The sequence below is a fragment of the Caballeronia sp. genome, assembly GCF_028292365.1.
Classification (GTDB): domain Bacteria; phylum Pseudomonadota; class Gammaproteobacteria; order Burkholderiales; family Burkholderiaceae; genus Caballeronia.
Window position 1 is genome coordinate 1 of record NZ_JAQGMM010000097.1, and the last position, 20,769, is coordinate 20,769.

Sequence of the window (20,769 nt, forward strand, 5' to 3'; positions counted from 1 at the left end):
GAGCGATATAGATCACGAGCGAGTAAGAAAAGCTGCGCGTGATCGTCATGCCGTTCTGTACCAGCAGGCTCGGAATCCACGTGAAGAAGGCGTAGTAGCTGAAGGTGATCGACAACCACATGAGCCATGTCATGGTGGTGATGCGCGCGAGCTTGCGTGACCAGAGGGCCTTCACGTTTGCAATTGCCGACGCACGTTCAGCCGCGACAGGAACCTCCGCTGCGGCCGCAGCGTCGGTCTCAGGCAAGGGTTCAAGTTTCACGCCCGCTGCCGTCAACTCCGCCTCCGCGCGAGCGACGATTGCCTCGGCTTCCGCGTGCCGTCCGCGTGCGACCAGCCAGCGCGGTGATTCGGGCAATGCGCGCCGCCACCACAGCAACATCACGATCGGCAGAGCGGTGATCACCATGACTACGCGCCACGCGTTCGGTGCAAGCGGGATCACGAAGTAGCCGAGCAGCGCAGCCGCCACGAAGCCGAATGAGAAGAAGCCGGCGAGGCTGCCAGTGAATGCGCCGCGATACCGCCGCGCCACGAACTCCGACAAGAACGGTGCAACGATCGCGCTTTCAGCTCCCGTGCCGAGTCCGGCAACAATGCGTGTCGCGAGAAAGAACGCCCAGTCGTGGGCCGTCGCGCTGGCCAGCGATGCAACGCAGTAGATCACCAGCGCGTACATCATCACGCGCTTGCGCCCGATCAGGTCGCCGAGAATGCCTGCGAGCATCGCCCCAACGAAATAGCCGATAAACGTGCCGCTGCCGAGCACGCCGGTCTGCACGCTCGTCAACCCCCACTGCGTGCGCAGCACCGGCAGCAGGAACGCGAGCACGGCGGCGTCCATGGCGTCGAAGGTGTAGCCGAGACCGCCCATCAGCAGTAGCCGTCGATGAAAGGATGAAAACGGCATGCGTTCGATACGGGCGGAAATCGTCGACATGGGTAATGCGCCTCGCTGTCAGGAATGAGCGGATTCGGCCTTGGATTCGGCTTGGGGTTTAAGCGTGATCGAGTTCGTCGAAGTGGATGTGGCCGCCTTTCATCACGAACGGAATATGCTCGCCCTGACCGAGCAGGCAGTCGATGGATCGCAGCGGATTGCCGTCTACAACCAGCACATCGGCGAATGCGCCCGGCACGAGACGGCCGAGTTTGCCGGTCATGCCGAGCACGTCGGCGCCCACCACCGTTGCGCTGGCTATGGCTTCTGCCGGCGATAAAACCTCGGTGCGCAGCCGGAATTCATCACTTTGCAGGCGCTGCGCTTCACCCAGCAGATCCGTGCCGAAGCCCATGCGCACGCCCGCGCGTTTCATGATCTCCAGGGACTTGAGGCCGGCTTCGTGTACGTCTGCCACCTTCGCGAGGCTCGCTTCGGGCAAGCCGTATTTGCTGCCCTCACTGGCGAGCGCTTCGTAGGTCACCAGCGTGGGAACCACGAAGGCATTGTGTTCCGCAACCAGATGCGCAGTCGCGTCGTCGATGAGATTGCCGTGCTCGATCGTACGCACGCCGCAGCGCACCGCGCGGGCGATGGCGTCGGGCGTGTAGGCGTGGGCGAGCACATAGGTCTGACGGCCGCGCGCCTCGGCAACGATCGCGCGGATCTCGTCCTCGGAGTATCCCCATGCACCGACGGGGTCGGTCGGCGAGGCAACACCGCCGGATGCCATGATCTTGATCTGGTCCGCGCCCATCTGGAGTTCTTCGCGCACCGCGCGTCGCACTTCGTCCACGCCATCCGCCACCCGTGTGAGCGCACCGACGCGTACGCAGCATCCGCAGGGTGCGTCCGGCGGCATGTAGTCGCTGCGCGTGCGCATGTCGCCATGACCGCCGGTCTGGCTCAGCGCGCGGCCGGAGACGAACATGCGCGGCCCCTCGGCCAGTCCGGCTTCCACGGCCTGCTTGAACGGGTAACCGGCGCCTCCTGCGTCCCGGATGGTGGTGAACCCTCGCCGCAGCATCGCGCGCATCAACGGCACGGCGCGCAGCGTGACGAGCACGTTGGGCAAGGTCATGACACGTGGCAGGTTGAATTCGACAGCGATGACATGCACGTGAAGATCGATCAGGCCGGGCATCAGGGTCTTGCCTTTCAAATTGATCACACGGGCACTGGCGGCTTTGATCGGACGGTCTGACACTTCCTTGATTCGCCCGTCTTCGACCAGGACCTCGTGGCCGGGGATTAATTCTGGTTGCAACGGGTCCAGCAGCGCGCCATTACGAAACAACACCGACATCATCGCGACTCTCCTGAGAAGGTGGAATCCGGGGCGCGGACTGCGGGAGTAGACGCGCCAGTTTGCTTGACTGCACGAGCAGCAAACTATACGCCGCGCTCGGGCGAGCGCGCTAGCGTGTCATTAATCGCATAAGAAACTGTGGAGAGGTCAGCGGCGGGGGCACCGTCAGTGGGCTGCCCACGTAATGCGGGCTCCGCTTAGTTTTCTTTGGACGTTGGCGCGGCGAACACAGCACTCAGGCGGTCATTGTTGTCGACTCGTCTTGCAGTGGCCGAGAAGCGCGTCCGGATGCGCTTGCGCAGAGGCTCTTCGTAGAACGTGAAGATCACGAGACTCGCCACGACGGCGAACACCATCGCGATCCAACCATTCGATTGCCTGAATCCCGCTATATACGCGAGGTAAGCAATCGGCACGTGGATCAGATACAGCGAGTAACTTGCCTCACCCAGCTTGATGAATGTGCGCCGATTCAGGACGTTGATCACCGGGCGTTCGAGTAGTGCGAGTCCCAGGATCAACGCGGCGAACCACGGCGAGGCGAGATAGAACGCAGGATCAACCGGCCGCCAGAGCCCAAGAACCGTCAGGGCGATCAACGCAATGCTGACGAGCTTGATGCCCAGTGCGTGCCGGCTCACGCCTCGTTCGCGCAATTGATGAAACAGGATGGCGGCATAGATGCCGGCGACGAATTCGAACAGACGGGTTAGCGGCAGGCCGACGACAAGAAAGCCGCTGCGCGAAGCCGGCAGGAAAGTTTGCAGGAATACGATCCAGAGACCCTGCATCAGGAAGAAACCGATGCAAGCGAATGTCAGCCACACCAACCGCATGGACATCATTTTTCGCAGCATGAGCGGAAACATCAGATAGAAAAATGCTTCGCACGAAACGCTGTCGGAGGGTCCGTTCCAGGGCTGGTTCACGGCAGCAAACGGGAACCATGCATTAAGTAAGAGCAACTGGCAGACCAGACTCACGGCCAGCGACAGGTATATGTGATTTTTGAGCGCATACCACTGCGTGAGCAATGCCGGATCGTTGCCGTGCAGCAGGTACAGCGTGGTCGGCACGCACAATGCCAAGCCAAGCAATATGCCTGGATAGATGCGTGCAAACCGTGCCTGATAGAAGGGCCGAGGGCCTTTGACCGGTAGTTGATCGCGGTAGGTGAAGGTGAGGATGAATCCGGACAGCACGAAGAACAGGGAGACGGCGGGCCGACCCCCATCGACGAAATCGAAGATCTGCTTCGGGAGACGGAGTAAGCCAAGTTCTGAGTAATGCGAAACAACTACCGTGATTGCCGCAAGAAAGCGGACGCTGGTCAACGCCGGTAGAGAACCACCAGACTGGCTTGTCTGCGCATGCACTATGTGCCCCCGTTTTCCCGCTGTTTTATGGCTTCGGCAGGTTATCACCGCGTGGGCGGGAGCAATGTCCGGGAGCGCTCACACCGCACAATTGGCGGACCACAGCGTTATTTTGGCGGCATTCAACGCCATTACCGTGCCTGGCGAACGAGCACCCGAACAAGGCTATGATTGTTCTCCTATAGCCTGCCCGGCGTGTTACTCGCCAGTCCGGCGCATCGTTATCATGGCGGTGACAGGCAACGTCGTGGTACCGCTGCCGTTTGACCGATCAGCCCGAAGACGGCGTCCGCGCGTTGCGTGGCGCAAAAAAGGAGACCCTGCATGAGCAGCATGGATGTTGTACAGACAGAGCGCGCGAGCGAAATTGCCAGGCGTGTGGAAGAGTTCGTGCGCACGGTGGTGGTTCCATACGAACGCGATCCGCGTTGCGGTAGTCACGGCCCGAGTGAGGAACTGGTGCGTGAACTGCGCGGCAAGGCGCGCGCCGCGGGCGTTCTTACTCCACATGTCCTGGCCGGTGGCGGCCATCTCACGCAGCTCGAAACCGCGACCGTCCTGAAGCGTTCAGGCTTGTCGCCGCTTGGCCCGGTCGCCGTCAATACCGCCGCGCCGGACGAAGGCAACATGTACCTGATCGGCAAGATCGGCACCGCCGCGCAGAAGGAGCGATTTCTCGCGCCGCTCGTAGCGGGCGATGCGCGCTCGGCTTTCTTCATGACCGAACCCGCGTCCGACGGCGGCGCTGGGTCCGATCCTTCCATGCTTCAGACCACGGCCAGACTCGACGGCGAGCACTGGGTCATCGACGGCACAAAGGCCTTCATTACCGGCGCTGAAGGGGCATCGGTCGGCATTGTGATGGCGCGCAGCAACACGGGTGAAGACGGAGACCCAAAGGACCACAGCAACGCCAAGGTCAGGGCGACCATGTTCCTTGTCGACTTGCCGCATCCCGCCATTCACCTTGAGCGAATTCTCGACACCATCGACAGTTCAATGCCCGGCGGTCACGCGGTGGTGCGTATCAATGGATTGCGCGTGCCCGAAAGCCAGGTGCTGGGTGAGGTGCACGAAGGCTTCAAATACGCTCAGATCCGGTTGTCGCCCGCGCGGCTGTCGCATTGCATGAGGTGGCACGGTGCGACCACGCGAGCACATGAGATCGCGACACAGTACGCCTGCACTCGCCGGGCATTCGGGAAATTGCTGATCGACCACGAAGGCGTGGGGTTCATGCTTGCGGAGAACGTGATTGATTTGCAGCAAGCGGAACTCATGATCGACTGGTGCGCGGCCGTACTCGATAGCGGCTCGCTGGGCACATCGGAAAGTTCGATGACAAAGGTTGCCGTGGCCGACGCGCTATTCCGCGTGGCCGATCGCTGCGTGCAGGTCATGGGTGGCACGGGGGTATCCCGTGACACGGTGGTCGAGCAAGTGTTCCGTGAGATTCGCGCGTTTCGTATCTACGATGGCCCCACGGAAGTCCACAAGTGGTCGATTGCCAAGAAGATCAAACGCGACACGCTTTCAGGGCTCAAGGGTGCTTAGCCGGCGCTGAAGATCGCACTGACGCTGGTTATGCTCGCGCCAGGTCAGCCGAACAACGCGCGCGCTTGCGAATATCCAAGCGCGCGATGCGATTCCCATTGGACATCGTCGAAGAACTGGTTGGCGGTTGTTTCATTCGGGAAATCGGGACTCGTGTTCTTGTATTGACGTACGTCGTGAGGCGCCGCTGCGGTCAAGCGGGGTTTGATCGCGAGGATCTGGCCGATGCGGCCGTCCGGAAATGCAACCATCAGGCGGATCGCCAGATACTCATGACCTTTTGCAAAAGCATCGAAGGATTGGGCAATCACGCTTGTGTTCAGCCGCAAGCCGTCGGGCGACGTGACCTTGCACGGCGATTCGAAAATTTCGATGCCGAAGTCCACGCGAACGCGCCGCATCAGGTTGGCGAGGTCATCGAACGTATAGAGCGGATCGCAACCGTTGTCGAAGATGACAATGAACGCCAACTGGCGACGCAGCAATTCGTACGCGCCGGTGTTCTCGAAGTGTCCGCCGTCCGTCAGATACCAGCGCCGGCCTCGCGGCCCGTCGAACTGCCCGAGTAGTTCACTCGTCAGGCAGAACTGCGTGCCGAACACCTTCTCACGAAAAATGCGCTTGGGGGCTTTGTCGTCCGGAAGCGGTACGCGTGTACGCGGGTTGCTCTTCGCACCATGGCGAAATGGCGCGGAGTACGTGTCCCACCAGTAACCAAGGCGAATATTGGCAATGCCCAGCAACAGCGAATAACCCGGACGCGTCAGTTGCCCGAGGCCGGTGCTCACCGCCGCGCCCGAGATCGCGATCCAGTCGCCTAGCGTCAGCGATTCGAGCCAGATGTCCTGCGTTGTTTGGCCGGACAAGGTGTGCGAAGCGGGCGTGGAGATGTCGTTCGCGCAACTCCAGTCGCATTTCAGCACGCCCAGCTTCGCGCCCACGGTCATGCCAGCGGGGCCGATGCTCATGATCATGCCGCGCGCACCGCGCTGCACCAGCGACGAATTCCAGTCGATGGTCTTGTTGATCGTTGTGTTGATCAGATGCACTGGTGCACAACTCTGTTCGTGGTAATACTGACCCATCGCAATGCTGTCGCCGGGGACGAGTGATGTGACGTCGCGGCGGTTCGCCTGATCGAGACGGACGCGGTTCGTCGCGCCAATAAACGCACGTGTCAGGCGCGTGCTATAGAAACGCTGGTAGGTCGAGAGGTTGAGAAACTGGATGCAAAGACCGTCGATGATCGCGAGCATCAGGATGACTAAGCAGGTGAGGCCGAGGAACAGCAGGCCGTTGTGATTGGCATCCCGCCAGGCGTCCGAAAAGCCGTCGAGGAGCGCGGTCTTGCCCGCATAGTGTCTTAACGCGACATCGGCAGCGCGGGCGGCGATCGACCAGAACGTCAACGTGATTAATGCGGCGAGCAGGGCGGCCACCGAGGCGAGTACGATCTTCGGCACCTTCATGATCTGATTCGTGACCGTGCTCCCCTCGGACAAAAGGAACTTGGCCGCTGCCCAGATCGCCGCGCCCGAACCCGCCAACACGCCGAGCGAAGCGGGTACGGACGAGGATTCGGCTGCTGCGGAGACGGTGGTCGTTGCAGCCCCGCTCGATACCGCGAACACGCACATGTGCGAAGCGCCGCCCGAACCGGACAAATGGCCGGTGAGGTAGGGCGCGCATGCGTAGCCTATTTGACCGAGCGCATCAATGGCGGCTATGGCGGCAGCCCAGATCATGACCTGGACAGGGCCGGAGAACAAACGATGCCGGCCGATGCGAAGCGGCGTGGTGTACGCGTTCGTCAGTGCGTTGCGCAAGCGGTCCGCGAACGCGCGGCTATCGAGGCGGGATGCCGGTTTCGCTCTCGGACCGGCGCGCCATGCTATGCCCGACTTGCCCGGCGAGGCATTGCGGTTCACGAAGCTCCACGCAATGGCGAATGCAAAGACGGCAAGAATTTCGGTCAGGATAACGAACCATGAGCCAATTCCCACGAACGAGTAATTGATCAAGGACGATGTGGCGGTCGCGGAATGCAGCGGAAGAATGGTCCCGGGCCGATTGATTTCCACGCTGATCAACGCGATCGAGGTCACGAGGATGAGCGAGACGGCAGGCAATACTTTGTAGACCGAGCGTGTTCCCTGGGCGAGATTTTGCGTGAGCCAGTATGCACGGCTCAACGGCGAAATGAGCAAGATTGAAATGGCTATTGCCAGCAGGCCCGGAACGGACTTGAGCAACGGATGCCAATGGTCGGCGAAGCGGGCGAAATGAAAGATCGTGGTGTTCGCGAGGCTGATCCACAGCAAGATAGTCAGCAGCGACACGCCAATGACGTATTGCAACGCGAACCAGTTCCGCAGCGAGAACGCGATGGATTGCAGCACGTCGCTCATGCCGTTCGGCACGAGGTAATTGCAGTTATCGCGGAGGTATGAAATCGGCGTGACCGAGGAGGGCGTGGCCGCGCTTGTCTTTGGGCCGAGTGCCGTGGCAGCACTCTGCGCGCGTGTTTTGAACTCGCCCGCAGGTGTTTGCGCGCCGCCTGTACGCAAGGTATCGGGGACAAAGAGGCTGCCATAGAACGCGCCAATATAGCTGCCGCCCGATACGGTCGATACATAGCCGAAGTGCTTCAGTGCCTGGTGATCCGCCATGGCTTGAAGGACGCCGAGCGAGAATACAGCGCTGCGAATACCGCCGCCCGAGATGGCGATGCCGGGAATGCCGGCGGCATCGTGCGTGTTGTCAGGCTGGTCGCCAGGGAAGGGGTCGAGCCCGACCGCTCGCCGATGGCGCCGCGCTTGCGCAATCTCAACGCCGATGAAGTCCGAGGGCAACGTGGAGGACGAATGGTCTTCGCCGCTGGCTGCGGCGGGTGTCGATGTGAACCGTGCTCCGCGCGTGGCGAGCAGGCGGAGGCCGAACAAACAGGCGATGAGCTTCAGCATGGCGGATTTTTCCCGAAAAACTTTCGTGGCTCGGACGCTCTAATGCTTTGACGCGGTTTCGGTGTTCGTACGGCGCAGGCAGACAAGAAGTTGCTAAGGCGCGCAATTGTCAGACGAATATGCGGTCTCTATTCGACTATTACGGCGCTTGTCGAATGTACTGCAAAGTGTTTTGCGCGGGGAAGGTTTTACGATGACGCAGCGGTGCGTCAATCGATATTGCGGAGGTTGATGGTGAAGCAAGGTACGCTCGATTTCAGCCCGGACCCGCAGCGGGCCCGAGCTTGAAACCGCGCTGTTTCAGCCGTTCTGCGTGCTGCTTTTGTAGCTACCCGCGCTGGCGAATCCCTTGAGGATCAGCATCAGGTGGAAGTAGAGCCGTTTGCTGAGCCCATAGTTGTACGCGTACAGATGCCCGAGCGCGATGCTCAGGCCCTGCATGGGTTGATGATTGCGTGCGTACACCGACACGACTATGGGCACGATCCGTTTGAGCGCCAGTTCACGCGCCGGCTCAAGGCTGCGGTCAAGCTTCAGCGACTTGAGAAAGTCGTAGGCCAACACGGCCGCGGCGGTGGTCGAACGCGCCGTGGTTTTGGACATCGAAACGTCGGTCTTCCGATAAAACGATACATATTCCTTGAGGTAATACACCTTCCGGGCTGCAATGCAAATCTGCGCGCCGAACACGAATTCGCAGCCAATGCCGTATTGCTTTCTATAGCTGATTTTCTTGACCAGATCCGCGTTGGCGAGCCAGCCATTGTTCGGCATCATCTGGATCAGGCCAGTGCGTCCGGGATTCTCTTGCATTCCGACCACGGCTTCTGTGCGGTGGTAAGCCGTATTGAGCTTCTGGCTGGCTTCCAGGTCGACACGGCCGGTATCGTCCATTTGATATTGGTCGCCGAATGCGATTTCCAGGTCCGGGTAAAGATTCCACACGGAGAGCAGGCGTTCTATGCAGTCTGGTTTGAGCGCATCGTCGTCGTGAATCAGGAGAATCTTATCGCCGGTGGCACGGTCGAAAAGACTGGCGATATTGTCCGCCTGCCCGAGAGGCGGTTCATTCTTGACGTAGGAAATGCGCGTTTCGTGCAAATACGTGGTGTCGATCAGGTTACGCGTGCGGCTATCGCTGGAATCGTCACCAATGACTATTTCAATGTCGGCATGGGTTTGGGCAAGACACGAGGTCAGCGACTCCATCAGCAGTTCGGGGCGGTTGCACGTTGGCAGGCAAATAGAGATTTTGGTCTGTCGCATGATGTCTTCACCGTGGGCTGAATGGTTGGATCGACCGGGCGCATTCGGGCTAAACCAGGAATAGCGGCGTCGGATAATTGAAAGCTGCGTAAGGACGGGAGGCGTTGCTGGTTTTATACGGTTGCGCATTTATTTCGTCAACGCGATTAAATGGCGCTAAAACCAACGCTGATTTATTTTCTATTTTTTACTCTGCAAACGCTTAATTGATGGATTGATTCTCAATGCGTGATCGGGCGCTCGAATGATGGCATTCGAGCGCCCGCACGGAACCAATGAGCGCTTATTCGCCTTCCAGGTTGTAACCGCTGAACCCCATGAGCGCCGACAAGCGCGCGGTCATTTCGCCGACCATCTTGCAGACCTCGTCGAACTCGGGATTGACCTTTTTATCGATACGTTCGAGATACGGTACGTTGACCGCCGCCACGGCGTCACCGGTGCTCCCAATCACCGGAAATGCCACGTTGGTTACGCCGCGCATTTGCCGGCTGGGCACGATCTCATGTCCGGTCGCGCGAATCTCGTCGAGCAACGCCAGCAGAGCCGCCGGTTCCACGTCGTTCTCGCCTTCCACGCGTGTGTGCGCGGCAAGCATTCGCTCCCGCTCGGCGAGATCGCGGAAAGCGAGCAGCACGTGGCCTGACGAGGTATCGGTCAGGCCCATCACCGCGCCGACTTTCAGTCCGAAGGACCATCGCTCGGGACTATCGACTTGCGCAATTACCGCGACGCGGCCGCTGTGATAAATCGACAAATGGCACGACTGCCGCGTGACGTTGGCAAGATCGCGCAACAGCGGCAGGGCCATGGCGGTCAACGATCGAATGGGCTGTTGCCGGTGCGCCATTTCGAACAGCTTGAGCGTCAACGTATAGCGGTCGTTATGATCGCCTTGCACATAACCGCGGCGCTCGAGCGTCACGACCATGCGAAAGATTTCGCTCACGGTACGGCCGAGTTTCACCGACAGTTCGTTGAGCGTGTAACCCTCGGCCGTGTCCACGAGCACGTCGAGAATATCGAGACCTTTTTCGAGAGCGGGCGCAGCGTAGCGCGGGCTCTCGGCGTTCTCGTCGGACGCGTTCCGGGACGGTTTTAGAACTGTATTCATGGCAATGTCTTGAGCGAAAGGGAGCGCATCGTCAAAGCGCTTGATCGCGGTTGGCAATACGAGCGGGCAAGCCGAACAGGATCAGCAGGGCCGCGAGGATCAGGACTGCCGCGATAGCGTACAGGCCGCCTGACGGCACACCGGTCATATCCACGACCTTGCCGACCAGATACGGGCTGATGATGCCGCCCAGATTGCCGATGGAGTTGATCAGCGCAATCCCGCCGGCCGCCGCCGTGCCGCTCAGGAACGCAGGCGGCAAGGTCCAGAACACCGGCAGGCAGCCGATTGCACCCACCGCAGCAATCACAAGCGAGATCATCGCAAGCGTGGTGTCGTGGGCGAAATACGCGCTCAGCATATAACCGATGCCGCCCACGCCGACCGCCAGCCCAAGGTGCCAGCGGCGCTCACCGTGCCGGTCCGAACTCTTGCCGAGCGCCACCATGCCAATCCCCGCTGCCGCATACGGAATGGCGGTGAGGAGGCCGATGGTCATCGGACTGGTGATGCCGGTGTTCTTGATCAGTTGCGGCATCCAGAACGTCAGCCCATAAAGTCCCATCAGCATGAAAAGATAGATCAGCGAGAGCAGCAGCGTGCCGGGCTGGCGCATGGCGTCGATGAATTTGTGCGACGTGCCGTGGTCCTCGCGATCCAGGTTGGCTTGCAGCACAGCCTTCTCTTCGGCGCTCAGCCACTTCGCGCTGGCAATGCGGTCATCGAGAATGGCCAGCACCAGCAAGCCGAGCAGAGCGGTCGGCAACCCTTCGAGCAGGAACAGCCACTGCCAGCCTGCCAATCCGCCCAGACCGGCGAAACGCGTCATGATGAAGCCCGACAGCGGGCCGCCGATCACGCCTGAGATTGAGATCGACGTCATGAAGAGTGCATTGATGCGCGCGCGCCGCTTGGCGGGGAACCAGTAAGTGAAGTACAGGATGATGCCCGGCAGAAACCCTGCTTCTGTCGCGCCAATCACGAAACGCAGCACGTAGAACCACGTTTCCGATGTGACGAACATCATCGCGGCCGAGGCAATGCCCCACGAGATCATGATGCGCGCGATCCAGATACGCGCGCCCACACGGCTCAGGATCAGGTTGCTGGGAATTTCGAAGATGAAATAGCCCACGAAGAAGATGCTGGCGCCAAAACCATACGCAGCGTTCGAGAGGCCCAGGTCGCCCTGCATCTGCAGCTTGGCGAAGCTGATGTTGACGCGATCGAAGTAGGCGAAGATAAAGCAGACGATCAGCAACGGCACGATCCGCCACACGGCCTTGCGATAAGCGGTTTCTTCAAGTGCAGCGGCGGCTTCCGGACTCGCCGCTAGCGGCATCGATCCTGACATTTGGGTTCCCCCGGTTTTTATATTCATCAGCTATACGAAGCAATCAGGCTTAATCAATCAGACTTAATTCGACCAGCCGCCGTCGATCATGTGAATCGCGCCGGTGGTGAACCCGGATTCATCGGAGGCGAGGTAGGTCACCAGTGCCGCGACTTCTTCTGCACGCCCGACCCGTCCAATAGGCTGACGCGCGACGAACGCGGCACGAACCTGTGCTTCGTCCAGATGCGATGCTGCCGCCTGACTCGCGATTCGCCCACGCAGCGACGGTGACTCGATCGTGCCAGGGCAGATCGCGTTGCAACGAATAGCCTGGCCAACGAAATCGGCAGCCACGGACTTCGTCAAACCGATCACGGCCGCTTTCGACGCGCCATAAACGAAGCGGTTCGGCACGCCTTTCACGCTCGATGCCGCCGAGGCCATGTTGATGATCGACGCCCCTTTGCCTGCGTCGATCATGGCGGGAAGGAATGCGCGAATGGTCCGGTACATGGCCTTGACGTTCAGGTCGAAGCTGAAGTCCCAATCCTTGTCCGTGCACTTGAGGATGTTGCCGTCGTGGACGTAGCCGGCGCAGTTGAACAGTACGTCGAGCGGGCCGGTTGTCGCGGCGAACGCGTCGACATCGGCGGAATCCAGCACGTTCAGGCGCGCGGTGCGCAAGGTAGAGCCAGCGCCTGCGTCGCGGGCGAGTTCGGCGAGGGCGTTTTCGTCGATATCGGTTGCCCAGACGTGAGCGCCTTCGGCCGCGAGCATGAGCGCGGAAGCCCGTCCGATGCCTTTGCCTGCGGCTGTCACCACGATGTTTTTGCCTTCGACACGCTTGACCATTGATGCTCCTTTTTGGTGGTTGGTCTCGTCGATGCGGTTCCCCGCATGAGTCCCCATAGGGTTCCGCGTCAGATTTTCACATATGAAAAGAATTTTTATAAGTGAAGGTAAACGCGGAGACGCGCTGGGACGGGCTGAGGGAGGTTTTTTGCCCACGCCAGTGGACGAGGACGGAGGTTCAACTGATACGGGCAAAAAGCGGCGTCAACGAAAACTGCCGAGCGTGATACCGTTCCCCTTTTTCCAGCCAGGAGACGGCCATGCCGTTCGGACGAGTAAAGTGGTTCAGCGATGCAAAGGGTTTTGGTTTCATCACCCCGGACGACGGCAGCGAAGAGCTGTTCGCCCATTTCTCAGAGATCAAGACTGAAGGATTCAAGTCCTTGCTTGAGAACCAGAAGGTGAGCTTCGATGTGGGCCAGGGCCCCAAGGGCAAACAGGCGTCGAATATCCACCCTGCCTGAATCGCCAGTGGGTGCCCTATGAGTCCGCAGGGCGGCGCGGCTGGCCAGCGTCGTGCGGGACGTGAGACTCGTGAGACTTGTGAGACTTGTGAGACTCAACAACTGCCGCTGCACGACGCGCTGCCTTGGCGAGCTACGGGGTCACTCCACGTGCCGCTCCGGATGCCGCAGCCGCGAGTGATTGCGTCCAAACGAGATGTAGATCACGAGTCCGATCACCAGCCAGACCACGAGCCGCATCCACGTGACGAGTGGCAGGCCGGTCATCAGCAGCACGCAAAACAGGATGCCGAGAATGGGCACCACCGGCACACCCGGTACGCGAAATGGCCGGCTCGCACCGGAGTCGCTGCGCCGCAGATAGATCACCGCGCCGCACACCAGGACAAAGGCGAATAGCGTGCCGATACTCACCATCTCGCCCAGCACGCTGATTGGCGTAAAGGCCGCGACGATAGCAACGACCACGCCGATCATGGTCTGGCTGAGGTGGGGCGTCTTCAGACGCGGATGGACCCGCGCGAACAATCCCGGCAACAAGCCATCCTGCGACATCGTGAAGAAGATGCGGCTCTGTCCGTACAACAGCACCAGGATCACGGTCGTCAAACCGGTCAGCGCGCCGATCTTGATGAGGATGGAGAACCAGGTGAGGCCAATCACGTCCACGCCCTTCGCAATCGGATCGGGCACGTTCAATTCGCCATAAGGCACGAGTCCGGTGAGCACCCCCGCCACCGCGATGTAGAGGATCGTGCAGATCACCAGTGAGCCGAGAATGCCGACCGGCATGTCGCGTTGCGGCTTTTTGGCTTCCTGGGCACAGGTCGATACTGCATCGAATCCGATGAACGCAAAGAACACGACCGCGGAGCCGCGCAGGATTCCGCTCATGCCGAAGTTGCCGAACTCGCCGGTGTTAGCCGGGATGAACGGATGCCAGTTCCCGGGATGCACGAAGAACACGCCCAGCGCAAGAAACGCCACCACGACAAACAGCTTGATCGCGACCATGACGTTGTTGAGCCGGGCCGACTCCTTGGTGCCCATCACCAGCATGAGCGTCAGGGCGGCGACGATGAAGACCGCTGGCAGATTAACGATTCCTGCCACCGACGTGCCGTCGGCAAGCTTCACCATGGTGCCGGGTGCAGCCGCCATTTGGGGTGGAAAGGCAATCCCCACGTTACGTAGCAGGCTGACGATATAACCCGACCAACCGACCGCAACCGTGGCCGCGCCCATGGCGTACTCGAGGATCAGGTCCCAGCCGATGATCCACGCAAACACCTCGCCCAGCGTGGCATACGTGTAGGTATAACTGCTGCCGCAGACGGGGAGCATGGCCGCGAGTTCGGAATAACATAGCCCGACAAACGCGCAAGCGATACCGCCCAATATGAACGACAGGATGATGGCCGGTCCCGCGAACTGCGCGGCGGCCGTGCCTGTCAGCACGAAGATGCCGGCGCCAATGATGGCGCCAATGCCCATTGCCGTGATGCTGAGTGCGCCCAGTGTCTTAGCTAGCGGGCGCTCGCCGCCGTCAGCACTCTTGACGATATCGGCAACGGATTTGCGCGCCATGTAACTCGTATCAGCCATGATGTGTCGCCTCGGTCGTACGTTGGTGGACACGAATTGAACGGGACGCAATGCCCGGATCAACTTGCGGATCACTACGAAAAACGCTTGATGCAAGACGGCTCACGACGACTCACTGCATTGAGTGAATGACGCTGACGGTTTAAGTCTATGCCTAATGAAATTTAATGGGAAGCGAGGCAATAACCCTATCTTGCATCGCTTTGGGTGCAAGATAGGCATGGCATGCGCAGTGCTACGGGGAGAGTCGGTCATCGCGTGAGCACGCGATGTGGTTGCGGCAATGCAACGTCAAACGAGGCTTGCGGAGCCTCGTGTTGAGTCAATATCAGTGCTTGCGGCGCTCACGTACTGCAGCAGCAAGTGCCTGCAAAACCGGTTCGGTTTGCGTCCAGGCGAGGCATGCATCGGTAATGGAGACGCCGCGGCGCAGCGGTACACCCGGCTTCAGATCTTGCCGGCCTTCTTCCAGATGGCTTTCGATCATCACGCCAATAATGCGCCGGTCGCCGCCGTTCAGTTGCCGCGCGATGTCCTGCCCCACGTCGATCTGGCGCAGATGCGACTTGCCCGAATTCGCATGCGAACAGTCGATCATCACCTGCTCGCGAAGTCCCACTTCCTTGAGTGCAGCACAGGCTGCCGCTACGCCTTCGCTATCGTAGTTCGGCCCTTTCTTGCCGCCTCGCAGGATCACATGCGCGTCCGCGTTGCCACGGGTTTCGAAGATGGCGGCCATGCCCATCTTGGTCATGCCCATGAATGCGTGGCTTGCTTGCGCCGTGACGATTGCGTCCGCTGCGATCTGCACGCCGCCGTCGGTGCCGTTCTTGAAACCGATCGGGCAGCTCAGTCCCGAAGCCAGTTGCCGATGGCTCTGGCTCTCCGTCGTTCGCGCGCCAATAGCGCCCCAGGCAATCAGGTCCGCAATGTATTGCGGGCTGAGCAGGTCGAGAAACTCGGTGCCCGTCGGCAAGCCGATGCTGCTGATGTCGAGCAGCAACTGGCGTGCGCGGCGCAGGCCTTCATTAATACGAAACGTGCCGTCCAGAAGCGGGTCGTTGATGTAACCCTTCCAGCCAACGGTGGTACGTGGTTTTTCAAAGTACACGCGCATCACGATCAACAGGTCGTCTCGCAGTTCGTCAGCGGTGGCCTTCAGGAGATGAGCGTATTCAAGTGCCTGGTCGTGGTCGTGAATCGAGCACGGTCCGACGACAATGACCAGCCGGTCGTCGCGGCCTTGAAGAACGTCAGCTATTTCAACGCGGCTTTTTTCAACCAGCGTCTGCACCGCGAGCGGCACGGGCAGGTCATCTTGCAGCAGCGCGGGGGAAATCAGCGGGCGGACGGCGCCAATGCGGACATCGTCGATGCGGGTCGTATCTTGCGTCGAGTCGGCACGGCCGGCCTCCTGATCATGAAACGGGTTGTCGAGGCGGCTCATGGGATGGTTCTCCGGAAACAGGGTGACAGCCCGGGATTATCGCATTTGAGCCAGACGAAGCCGGCGAGCACGTCGGGCAAAGCGGCAAACTTGATGAGCCAGATCATCAGCAACCTGAAGGTTCGTTTCGCCAAGCGACCACACAAGCGCGTTTACCCTCAATTTAGTCATACTATTTGGAATTTCTGATTACCCTACTTATGCTGTGCTTACGTCGGTTAGTTGATTAGAACCGAGGCTTTTCTTTCACTGCACATGGACTATCGACATCTCCAGCAGGGCAAAAGCATGCACGGGCGCATCGTGCAGGATCTCGGCATGGATATCGTCGGCGGCAAGGTTGCACCCGGCGAACGGCTGCCCGCCGAGGTGCTGCTTTGCGAGACCTATGGCGTAAGCCGCCCGGTCTTGAGGGAGGCAACGCGTGTGCTTGTGGCCAAGGGACTGGTGGTGTCCAAGCCGCGGGTGGGCAGTGTCGTCAGACCGCGCGCCGACTGGCATATGCTCGATCCCGACGTGCTCTACTGGACGCTCAACAGCGTGCCCGAAGGCGAGTTCTTCCGTTCGCTGCTCACCGTGCGGCGCATTATTGAACCGGCTGCTGCGGCGCTCGCGGCCACGAGCGGCAGCAGCGAGGACCTCGCCCGGATCGAGGCTGCTTATACGCGCATGGAAGCGGCTGCAACCGCGCCCGAATTGCTCGAGCCCGACCTGGAGTTCCATCGCGCGATCATGGCGGCTACCCATAACGACATGCTGGCGTACATCGGCAATATGTTGTCGCTCGCACTGTCCGAATCCATTCGCCTGACCAGCCGTCATCCCGATACTCACGCGCTGTCCTTGCCGCGGCACAAGGCGATTCTCACGGCCATTCAAAGCCGCGATCCGCTGGGCGCGCGGCAGGCGAGTCTGGTGCAACTCGAAAGCGCGCGAGTAGACGCGGACAGCGTGCTTGAAGAAGGCAATGCACGCCGCGCTTAGTGGTCGTTTCAGTCTCCAATTAGTGGAAATATAGTAAGACTATTTTATGGCCAAGGCGGGTTTACTCCGTTGCCTCTGCGGTTCGCTGCGAAATATAGTGTGACTATTTGTAGCCCCGCAAAGAGCGTCCATTGGCGTAGACGAGGAGACGGATGTGGCCGACAAGCTCGTAGCCCCCGCCGGAGTTGGAACCGGCGCCGGCATGAATTTTCGCTGGACCGTGCTGATATGGCTGGTGGCGGGCGGCATCATCAATTACATCGACCGCGCCAGTCTTTCCATTGCGGCGCCGGAAATGATCCGCGAACTCGGATTGTCGCGCACGCAGATCGGTTTGCTCGGCACTGTGTTCGCGTGGACCTATGCGGTGATGCAATTGCCGGCGGGCTGGGTGATCGACCGCTTTGGCGCGAAGAAGGCCTATGCGGTGGCGATGATCTGGTGGAGTGTTGCGACCTACATGACCGGCGTGGTTGGGTCGGTCAGCGCGCTGCTCGTGATGCGCGCGTTACTGGCAGTGGGCGAAGCGCCGTGCTGGCCAACCTCGGCGAAGATCACAGCCGCGTGGTTCCCGATGAAGGAGCGAGGGTTTGCCACGGGCATTTGGGATTCGTCATCGAAATGGGGACCCGCGCTTGCACCCGCTGTGCTCGTTGCGTTGATGGTCGCGTTTGGATGGCGCTCGCTGTTCCATGTGGCGGGGTTTGTCGGCATCGCGTTCGCCATTGTATTTCTCTTCCTTTATCGAAATCCCGAGCAGAGCAAGCGGCTTTCGAAGCAAGAGTTTGCTTATATAGAAGCGGGCGGCGGTGGCCGTGAGCGGTCGATCAGCAACTCAACCCACGAGTGGCGTGGACTCTTCACTCACCGCAGCGTATGGGGCATGATCCTCGGGTACTTCTGCGCGATCTGGCTATGGAACTTGTTCCTCGTGTTCTTGCCACTGTATTTGCTTGATCGCTTTCACATATCGTTCGTACAACTCGGTATTTACGCGAGCATTCCGTGGATCGGCGGAGCGGTGGGCGAGATTATCGTGGGGTATCTGACGAAGAAGATGGTTGATCGCGGAATGGCGACGCCTATCGATGCCAAGCGCATGTGGATCGTGATCTGCGCGATCGGTGCAGCGGTTTCTGCGGTCGCAATTCCTTTCGTCGATTCACTGGGCGTCACCATTACGCTGATGACGCTGGGCCTTGCGTTCCTTGCGGCGATTATTGGCGCCGCTTGGGCGCTGGCATCCGACGTTGCGCCCAAGTCGATGGTCGCCTCCGTGAGCGCAATTCAGAATTTCGGCGGGTATTTCGGCGGCGCGTTTTCACCGGTGGTGGCGGGGTTTATCGTCGATAAGACCGGCTCATATTCGATCGCATTGATTTCGGGCGGGTTGATTGCAGGATGTTCCGCGCTGTTTTACTGGTTCATGGTGCGGCGAGTGGTGCCGGAGCGGGAGGTGGTTGTTTAGTGGTGTGGCCGCGTCTTCTGTCTGCAAGTACTCGGAAAATCGCGGTCGCCCATGTCTCGGCATAGATTCAGATGCTGAGTAATCTCCGGTTGAGGATTTCTTCCAGGTCCTGGGTTTGTCCGCAGATCAAATGGATAAATATTTGGTCGCCTGCAATTTCATAAATGATGCGTTGCTGATTGGTCAAGACTTGTCTGTATCGATCGGGATAGCCGAACAATTCCGGAGGACGCGAGCCCGATAAGGGAAAATCTTCTATCTGGAAAATTTTGTGTTTCAGTTGTGTTTTGATCTCGCTCCAGGTTCCCTGTGGCTTGTGCCTGGTGACGTAATCCCGCAGATCAGCCAAGTCTCGTTTGGCCGAGTCAAGGATGATTAGACTCACTCCATATCCTTTTCATCAAGGCGATCAAGTTCAGCAAAAACGTCGGTTGCGGATGAAAACTTACCCTCGGCAATCTCTTTTTGGCCCAATGCCAGGATGCGAAGCAAAGCGTTTGTTTGCCGTTGTCGCTCGAATGTATGAATGTCCTGGACTACAAGTTTCGCTTCCCCATTTTGAGTAATAATCAAGGGCTCATGTGTTTCCATGAGTTCCGTCACAATCCTCGCCGCGTCACTTTTGAGGTAGCTGATGGGTTTGATATTCGAAAGCTTCATGATTGGTCTCAATAATTTCGATCGAGACTAAATATAGACTAAATTTGGTCTTCTGTCGATTATGCCTCACTGAACGCGTTACTCCGACGAGCTGTTTGGTCTTCAAAGGAATTGATCATGTAGAGGGCGGCGCCGACGCAGATTGAAACCGCCCCCCTTCATGCATCGGGCTCAAGCGCGCGTTGCAAGCGGGAAAGACTTGATCTCGCCCACTTGCAACGGCTTAGATGGAAGCCAACGAGGTCCACGGCGTGGCGCGCTTTTCCAATTGCGAGCGCCACGCTTTTTGAACGCTCAAACCGCCGTCGCTTGCCCCGATCCAAGATCGGCGCCTGTCATCGGATCGGAACTCTTGTCCGATGCCGTGCGTGCGGCCATGGCCTGCAACACGTCCACTTCTTCCGCCGATACCCCCACGGTCGCGAGTCCATCACCACCATCCACGGCCGGTTGCGGATCTTCCACGAACTTCCAGTCGCCGCCTTCATTCCACGGGCCGCGCACCGCCGGCTCGCTGCCTTGCGACATGTTGTAGTAGACGCTTGTAAATTCCGGCACACCCGGTAACTTGCCTTGCGGGAAATTCGGCTGGATCGAATGCAGCGCCTTCTCGAAAGACTTCTGATGCGCAATTTCGCGCGTCATGAGGAAACCGAGTGCTTCCTGGATGCCGGGGTCATCGGTGACATTGATCAGGCGCTCATACACGATCTTGGCACGCGCCTCAGCCGCAATATTCGAGCGCAGATCGGCAGTCGGCTCGCCAATAGTGTCGATATACGCCGCCGACCATGGCACACCCGCGGAATTCGTAAGGGCCGGACCGCCGCCGTAGAGAAGGGCCGTGGTGTGCGAGTCGTTGCCGCCGGAAGTCATCGACCGGTACAACTCGGCTTCCTGCTCAACGGCTTCGGCTAGTTGGCCCTTCGCGCCTTTGTTCAGCATCGCGACGATTGAACCGATGATTTCCAGATGGCTCAGCTCCTCCGTGGCGATATCGAACAGCAGGTCCTTGCGGCCCGGATCGTCCTCTCCTACGGCCTGGGTGAAGTAGCGACAGGCTGCGGCAAGTTCGCCCTGCGGGCCGCCGAACTGCTCGAGCAGCAGGTTGGCAAGACCAGGATTGGGAGCCGCGACGCGGACGGTGTATTGCAGGCGTTTGTTATGGATAAACATACGTAGTACTCCTAGGATAATTAACCGCTCGGCTTTCTTCAGAGCACTTGAGAGGCGTGCAGAAGCACGCGAAATCGTCGCGATGAAAAAACAGAACGAAGGTGGCGAATTGCTCCGGACGGCAACGCGATGGCAAACCGTGTCGCACCCAACCCTGGGCGTCCGGGTCTCAGAGCGGCGAAATGCTCTGGCGTACAAGCGGCAACTTCGCCGCGAAGAAAAAAGGACTGCGATGACCACTTCAGCAGGGGCCGT

17 protein-coding genes are annotated in these 20,769 nt (G+C 59.5%); 4 read left to right on the forward strand and 13 right to left on the reverse strand.

Annotated elements, in window-relative coordinates; translation table 11 throughout:
- The 3 genes from JWR14_RS06075 to JWR14_RS06085 all read right to left on the reverse strand — a co-directional run.
- On the reverse strand, window positions 1-940 hold a 940-nt coding region (locus tag JWR14_RS06075; protein ID WP_299703090.1), incomplete at its 3' end, for an MFS transporter.
- A gap of 58 nt (window positions 941-998) precedes the next feature.
- Window positions 999-2,249 (reverse strand): amidohydrolase family protein, encoded by a 1,251-nt coding sequence (locus JWR14_RS06080; protein ID WP_299703093.1) that lies wholly within the window; start codon window positions 2,247-2,249, stop codon window positions 999-1,001.
- 197 nt (window positions 2,250-2,446) lie between these two features.
- Window positions 2,447-3,625 carry an acyltransferase gene (locus tag JWR14_RS06085; protein WP_299703096.1) on the reverse strand — a complete coding sequence of 393 codons (1,179 nt, stop codon included), beginning with the start codon at window positions 3,623-3,625 and terminating at the stop codon, window positions 2,447-2,449.
- Window positions 3,626-3,958: 333 nt separating this feature from the next.
- Here JWR14_RS06085 and JWR14_RS06090 point away from each other — a divergent pair, with 333 nt between their 5' ends.
- On the forward strand, window positions 3,959-5,179 hold the full coding sequence (locus JWR14_RS06090; RefSeq protein WP_299703191.1) for an acyl-CoA dehydrogenase: 1,221 nt from the start codon (window positions 3,959-3,961) through the stop codon (window positions 5,177-5,179).
- 44 nt (window positions 5,180-5,223) lie between these two features.
- Here the strand turns inward: JWR14_RS06090 and JWR14_RS06095 are convergent, their stop codons facing one another.
- From JWR14_RS06095 to JWR14_RS06115, 5 genes are all read right to left on the reverse strand, one after another.
- On the reverse strand, window positions 5,224-8,142 hold the full coding sequence (locus tag JWR14_RS06095; RefSeq protein WP_299703099.1) for a patatin-like phospholipase family protein: 2,919 nt from the start codon (window positions 8,140-8,142) through the stop codon (window positions 5,224-5,226).
- A 300-nt stretch (window positions 8,143-8,442) separates the two neighbouring features.
- Entirely contained in the window at window positions 8,443-9,408 is a 966-nt protein-coding gene (locus tag JWR14_RS06100) for a glycosyltransferase family 2 protein (RefSeq protein ID WP_299703102.1), read from the reverse strand.
- A gap of 283 nt (window positions 9,409-9,691) precedes the next feature.
- Complete coding sequence (locus JWR14_RS06105; RefSeq protein ID WP_299703105.1) at window positions 9,692-10,522, reverse strand: IclR family transcriptional regulator; 831 nt, start codon at window positions 10,520-10,522, stop codon at window positions 9,692-9,694.
- Window positions 10,523-10,553: 31 nt separating this feature from the next.
- Window positions 10,554-11,876: an MFS transporter gene (locus JWR14_RS06110; RefSeq protein ID WP_299703108.1), complete on the reverse strand. Its 1,323-nt coding sequence runs from the start codon at window positions 11,874-11,876 to the stop codon at window positions 10,554-10,556.
- A 63-nt stretch (window positions 11,877-11,939) separates the two neighbouring features.
- On the reverse strand, window positions 11,940-12,710 hold the full coding sequence (locus JWR14_RS06115; protein ID WP_299703111.1) for an SDR family oxidoreductase: 771 nt from the start codon (window positions 12,708-12,710) through the stop codon (window positions 11,940-11,942).
- A 260-nt stretch (window positions 12,711-12,970) separates the two neighbouring features.
- Here JWR14_RS06115 and JWR14_RS06120 point away from each other — a divergent pair, with 260 nt between their 5' ends.
- The gene (locus JWR14_RS06120) at window positions 12,971-13,174 is read left to right on the forward strand and encodes a cold-shock protein (RefSeq protein ID WP_299703114.1); all 204 of its coding nucleotides are present in this window, start codon (window positions 12,971-12,973) and stop codon (window positions 13,172-13,174) included.
- A 141-nt stretch (window positions 13,175-13,315) separates the two neighbouring features.
- Here JWR14_RS06120 and JWR14_RS06125 read toward each other — a convergent pair whose 3' ends face one another.
- Together JWR14_RS06125 and JWR14_RS06130 are read right to left on the reverse strand one after the other, a co-directional pair.
- Window positions 13,316-14,779, reverse strand: a complete 1,464-nt coding sequence (locus JWR14_RS06125; RefSeq protein WP_299703117.1) for an amino acid permease — start codon at window positions 14,777-14,779, stop codon at window positions 13,316-13,318.
- Between the two features lie 328 nt (window positions 14,780-15,107).
- Entirely contained in the window at window positions 15,108-16,226 is a 1,119-nt protein-coding gene (locus JWR14_RS06130; RefSeq protein ID WP_299703120.1) for a 3-deoxy-7-phosphoheptulonate synthase, read from the reverse strand.
- Window positions 16,227-16,481: 255 nt separating this feature from the next.
- Here JWR14_RS06130 and JWR14_RS06135 point away from each other — a divergent pair, with 255 nt between their 5' ends.
- The gene (locus tag JWR14_RS06135; RefSeq protein ID WP_299703122.1) at window positions 16,482-17,210 is read left to right on the forward strand and encodes a FadR/GntR family transcriptional regulator; all 729 of its coding nucleotides are present in this window, start codon (window positions 16,482-16,484) and stop codon (window positions 17,208-17,210) included.
- A 154-nt stretch (window positions 17,211-17,364) separates the two neighbouring features.
- A complete protein-coding gene (locus JWR14_RS06140) occupies window positions 17,365-18,678 on the forward strand; it encodes an MFS transporter (protein ID WP_299703125.1) in 1,314 nt (437 codons plus the stop codon).
- Between the two features lie 67 nt (window positions 18,679-18,745).
- Here JWR14_RS06140 and JWR14_RS06145 read toward each other — a convergent pair whose 3' ends face one another.
- The 3 genes from JWR14_RS06145 to JWR14_RS06155 all read right to left on the reverse strand — a co-directional run bounded on the left by JWR14_RS06145 (window position 18,746) and on the right by JWR14_RS06155 (window position 20,514).
- Window positions 18,746-19,063, reverse strand: coding sequence for a type II toxin-antitoxin system RelE/ParE family toxin (locus JWR14_RS06145; RefSeq protein ID WP_299703128.1), 318 nt, complete (start codon window positions 19,061-19,063; stop codon window positions 18,746-18,748).
- On the reverse strand, window positions 19,060-19,338 hold the full coding sequence (locus JWR14_RS06150; RefSeq protein ID WP_299703131.1) for a type II toxin-antitoxin system Phd/YefM family antitoxin: 279 nt from the start codon (window positions 19,336-19,338) through the stop codon (window positions 19,060-19,062). The genes JWR14_RS06145 and JWR14_RS06150 overlap by 4 nt, the downstream gene beginning before the upstream one ends.
- Window positions 19,339-19,632: 294 nt before the next feature.
- Window positions 19,633-20,514: a manganese catalase family protein gene (locus tag JWR14_RS06155; protein WP_299703134.1), complete on the reverse strand. Its 882-nt coding sequence runs from the start codon at window positions 20,512-20,514 to the stop codon at window positions 19,633-19,635.
- Window positions 20,515-20,769: the final 255 nt, after the last annotated feature.

Bases quoted from the DNA above. Each gene is read 5' to 3' on its own strand.
- JWR14_RS06105 (WP_299703105.1), bottom strand. From the start codon at position 10,522: ATGAATACAGTTCTAAAACCGTCCCGGAACGCGTCCGACGAGAACGCC.
- JWR14_RS06125 (WP_299703117.1), bottom strand. From the start codon at position 14,779: ATGGCTGATACGAGTTACATGGCGCGCAAATCCGTTGCCGATATCGTC.
- JWR14_RS06150 (WP_299703131.1), bottom strand. From the start codon at position 19,338: ATGAAGCTTTCGAATATCAAACCCATCAGCTACCTCAAAAGTGACGCG.
- JWR14_RS06120 (WP_299703114.1), top strand. From the start codon at position 12,971: ATGCCGTTCGGACGAGTAAAGTGGTTCAGCGATGCAAAGGGTTTTGGT.
- JWR14_RS06155 (WP_299703134.1), bottom strand. From the start codon at position 20,514: ATGTTTATCCATAACAAACGCCTGCAATACACCGTCCGCGTCGCGGCT.
- JWR14_RS06130 (WP_299703120.1), bottom strand. From the start codon at position 16,226: ATGAGCCGCCTCGACAACCCGTTTCATGATCAGGAGGCCGGCCGTGCC.
- JWR14_RS06100 (WP_299703102.1), bottom strand. From the start codon at position 9,408: ATGCGACAGACCAAAATCTCTATTTGCCTGCCAACGTGCAACCGCCCC.
- JWR14_RS06115 (WP_299703111.1), bottom strand. From the start codon at position 12,710: ATGGTCAAGCGTGTCGAAGGCAAAAACATCGTGGTGACAGCCGCAGGC.
- JWR14_RS06090 (WP_299703191.1), top strand. From the start codon at position 3,959: ATGGATGTTGTACAGACAGAGCGCGCGAGCGAAATTGCCAGGCGTGTG.
- JWR14_RS06095 (WP_299703099.1), bottom strand. From the start codon at position 8,142: ATGCTGAAGCTCATCGCCTGTTTGTTCGGCCTCCGCCTGCTCGCCACG.
- JWR14_RS06135 (WP_299703122.1), top strand. From the start codon at position 16,482: ATGGACTATCGACATCTCCAGCAGGGCAAAAGCATGCACGGGCGCATC.
- JWR14_RS06110 (WP_299703108.1), bottom strand. From the start codon at position 11,876: ATGTCAGGATCGATGCCGCTAGCGGCGAGTCCGGAAGCCGCCGCTGCA.
- JWR14_RS06080 (WP_299703093.1), bottom strand. From the start codon at position 2,249: ATGATGTCGGTGTTGTTTCGTAATGGCGCGCTGCTGGACCCGTTGCAA.